The 3,702-nt window shown below is 51.5% G+C and carries 3 protein-coding genes and 1 pseudogene; all 4 read right to left on the minus strand.

Annotated elements, in window-relative coordinates:
• Positions 1-1,890, minus strand: a pseudogene (locus tag ABYW01_RS16580) (hypothetical protein); the annotation flags it as partial.
• Between the two features lie 542 nt (positions 1,891-2,432).
• Positions 2,433-2,885, minus strand: coding sequence for an inovirus-type Gp2 protein (locus ABYW01_RS16585; RefSeq protein WP_372834834.1), 453 nt, complete (start codon positions 2,883-2,885; stop codon positions 2,433-2,435).
• 326 nt (positions 2,886-3,211) lie between these two features.
• Entirely contained in the window at positions 3,212-3,403 is a 192-nt protein-coding gene (locus ABYW01_RS16590; RefSeq protein WP_372834828.1) for a hypothetical protein, read from the minus strand.
• Entirely contained in the window at positions 3,400-3,621 is a 222-nt protein-coding gene (locus tag ABYW01_RS16595) for a helix-turn-helix transcriptional regulator (protein ID WP_372834831.1), read from the minus strand. The genes ABYW01_RS16590 and ABYW01_RS16595 overlap by 4 nt, the downstream gene beginning before the upstream one ends.
• Positions 3,622-3,702: the final 81 nt, after the last annotated feature.

Raw genomic sequence — 3,702 nt, forward strand, 5'->3', positions numbered from 1 at the left:
ACTGATGCTGATCGCTGACGCAGTACTGATGCCCGCGACGGTGATGCTGTTGGACTCTGCCTGCGCACTGAGCGCCACGCCGGTTTGATCAGTGAAGCTGAAGGCGTCCGGTGTGCTATCAGGGGCCGGTGCCGTCGTGGTGACGTCAAAGCTGTCACTCACCCCACCGATGGTCAGGGTGGCGCTGGTTGCCGTGCTGTGGCTCGCTGAGGAGGTCAGGCGTACCTTCACCGTGTCACCGCTGTTCACGTTGCCGGAAGCACTGGTGTAGCTGCCGCCATTGACGCTGTACTCACCGCCACTGATGCTGATCGCTGACGCAGTACTGATGCCCGCGACGGTGATGCTGTTGGACTCTGCCTGCGCACTGAGCGCCACGCCGGTTTGATCAGTGAAGCTGAAGGCGTCCGGCATAGTGTCTGCCGTCATTTCCGTCTGGACTTCAGAGAAGGTCTTACTACCATTGATCACCGCGTTGGCATCGTTGGACGTAACATTTTGAAGGAAGACTGGGGACACATTCAGGATTACCGAACCCTGCGTGGTGTCCAGGCTGATCAAGGTGTTACCACCACCGGTTTGCGCAACGTTGATGATGATGGTGGCAGGTGCAGGCAGATCCTGGGTGTTGCTGATCACCAGCTGGTTGTTGGCAATGCTGAAGCTGGATGCGTTAGCGGTTGCACCTAACACAGGACCGTCCAAAAGGTTGGTGAGACCGGTGTCCAGAGTGGTGATCACATTGCCGCTGTCGACGACCACGCTACTACCTGCTCCGACCGCTGTTTTGTCTACTGTTACAATGTGGTTCAGTTCGGCATGGGCTCGCGCTGTATGCACCAATTCAGTCTTCAATTGACTGCTCGGTACTAACGTGTGGTGGCTGACAATGTTTTTCTGACCTGCGGTATACAGCGGTACCACGGTGGCTTTGCCGGCGTGGCCCAGCGGTATCGACAAACCAAGCGACCAGACGTCATCACTATCGTCTTGTCCGCCACTCGTGTTTTTCAGGTGCTCATAGGTGGCGTAGAGGGAAATCCCATTTTCCAGGACATAGTCGTAGCGCGCGGTGCTGCTGCCTGAAACCTCACCTGCACGGTGTTTCAGCGACAGGAAGTGACGGTCAGACGGGCGGTAGGCCAATCCAACGCTGCCGGTTACGCCCTCTTCCGACGCGAACTGGCGGTCAAACTCCTGCCGCTCGTAACCCAATGTCGCCAGCAGCTTGAGCTGAGTGGAGATGCGTAAGGAGGTTTCCAGCTGGGAGATCAGTTTGTCACCGCCGACGATCTGCCCCAAGACTTCGTCGATGCGAATTTCGGTGGCCGTCTCAGTGGCGTTGAAACCCACGGTGCCCAGATCTTTACCGTCAGTGTCGTGATAGGTCACGCGGAACTTCAAATCGTCCAGAAGCTGTTGTGCGTCAAAGCCCCCCAGAGACAATGCCAGATCGTAAGTGTTTTGCTTCACTTCCTCTTCACGGCTGATGCCGTAACCGAAGCTGTAATCGTTGTCTTTGCTGAGTCGTGCCACACCGAAAGACACCAGCCCGCTTTCGCCAATGCTGAACCCCGTATTGATCAGGAAGCGTTCAAGTTCTGGAGCTTTCTTTACAGAGAGTAAAACACCGCTACTTTGTGCTTGGTTCACGAAGCTGATCACGCCTTCAGCAAATAGACCTTCCTGATGACCGACGTTGATCTGTGCGTGCCAATGGTCCTTGCTGAAGGTGGTGCTGACGCTGTTTTGCGTTGGGGTGATCTGTGTTTTTCCCGCTGCATCCTGACCAATTGAGGTCTCTCCGAAGGCAAGCAGGGTGGTGCCGAGAATGGCTTGAGAAACAGCAAGACACAGGCGTTTTTTACGCAGTACAGCGGTGCAGTCCATTGGCGATGATTTCCTTGAAAAAAAGCGAACAATCGTTCAAATAGTACTCAATGCAGAATTCATCCTACTGTAATCCGCATGCACGTTCAATTGCCACGGTCAGCCCTTAGTCTTGGATATGAAGTGATGCGTTGACACGGTTGCTTTGCAGAAAAAGAATGTCCACTTTAAGATCGCACCACCAAGGGCTAACACCGCTTGAGCGGCCACTTTAGCAAAATCAAAAAAAACTATAAAACACAATAAAAACATAAAATCTTTTTATAAAAATACCTCGCTAATCCGGTTACGCGCTGCACAACCCCGCATTGCTTTTAGCCCAGAAGTACCTTCATGCCCTTATGAATGATGTTAGGGATAGCCAAAATCGTCCGCTCATTCTTTTTACTGAGCACGATACAATGGTGGGTTAACCGGGCTGTTATGCATGTGTTACATCACGGTCCACGCAGACGACTAATCCCACATGTTGTTATGCGATCAGTTTTCGCTCCCGACTTACCGCAATCAACATCCGATTCATGCCGAAAAGTGCAAGCAGGTCAATCGCGCAGTTTCGGTTTTATCCGGCTGGTGGAGTAGTCGTTGGTTGCTGGGGCCCGAAGGTTTTTCGTCGCGACTTTCGCCAAATAGGAAAGCCGATCAAAGAGCCGCTGATAGGCTTCGTCGTCCCCCCTTTTCAGCACGATATAACAGTTTTTCGGGGTATAAACACTGCCCAACTGTCGCTCTTCCCAAAGCCCCTCGATCTGCTCGATATGGCGGTGGGGGTGACGGGTTTTATTGCCGTCCAGAATAAAAACGCAATGATAATGCTGTGCATGGCTATGCTCTTGCTCCCGGCACCAGATAAATCCCAGGCGCATAAACCCCTGTCGCTTTGCCCATTTACGATATCGGCGTATAAAGTCAGAGATTATCCGATTGTTCTCAGTGCCGTCATACAGGTGAAAGTCTAGCCTGAACACAAGCACCTTACAGTGGTGTGAAAGCATCGCATCGAGCTGATCAACAGTCCGTGCCAGAATAGGATAATAATGTCCCTTTCCTCCCCTGCTGGCCGGTAACTGGAACGCTCTACCCTTCAACACCACATCGTGCGCCTTAATAACCTGTTTCACCGCTAACGCATGACGAGGCGCCGGTTTCCCTACCAAAGGGCGCAATCATCATTAACAGGTTAATAATTTGTGTATATATATTATGAATTACCGACCCTACCTGCGGCGTATTGATTTCACCGCCAGCCATGGGTCGCGGGGGGTTAGGTCGATAGTGTTGCAGAAAACCCGGGGACAATATCAGACATTGCTGAAAACGTTTAAAAGAGCTCATACTGACTCCCATCTTCAACAATTGTTATTTTTTCGATTCGCGAACTTCGGTATATTGCATCACCTACCTGCCGCCCCCAGTTGTCCTGAATCGCATCTCTAGCGTTCCCTGCCGACTCGCTTTCAACCTCAACGTAAACAATCCGTTCAATAATAACTTCGGCGCGGTAAGTGGTCATTTTCCCACCTCCGCACTGGATAGCTCTTCCACCAGCAGGCGAATATCTTCTACCCGCCACGCAGTGGTACGGGCGCTGATTTTGACACCTTTTGGGTAACGACCAGATTTAACACCGTCCCACCATGTGCTTTTACCAACGGGAATCAGTTCAAGCACCTGAGAAAGACGCAAAAAACCTATTTCAGGGATAGATGGCGATTTAGATGCACTAACCATGCTGGACTCCTTTGGAGCTTGTTAAACATGGTTAGTAATTGAATAGCTTAAACAGAGTGAATTGTGGAAATTTCCAGCACT

Source organism: Pontibacterium sp. (assembly GCF_041587635.1).
Lineage (GTDB): Bacteria > Pseudomonadota > Gammaproteobacteria > Pseudomonadales > Balneatricaceae > Pontibacterium.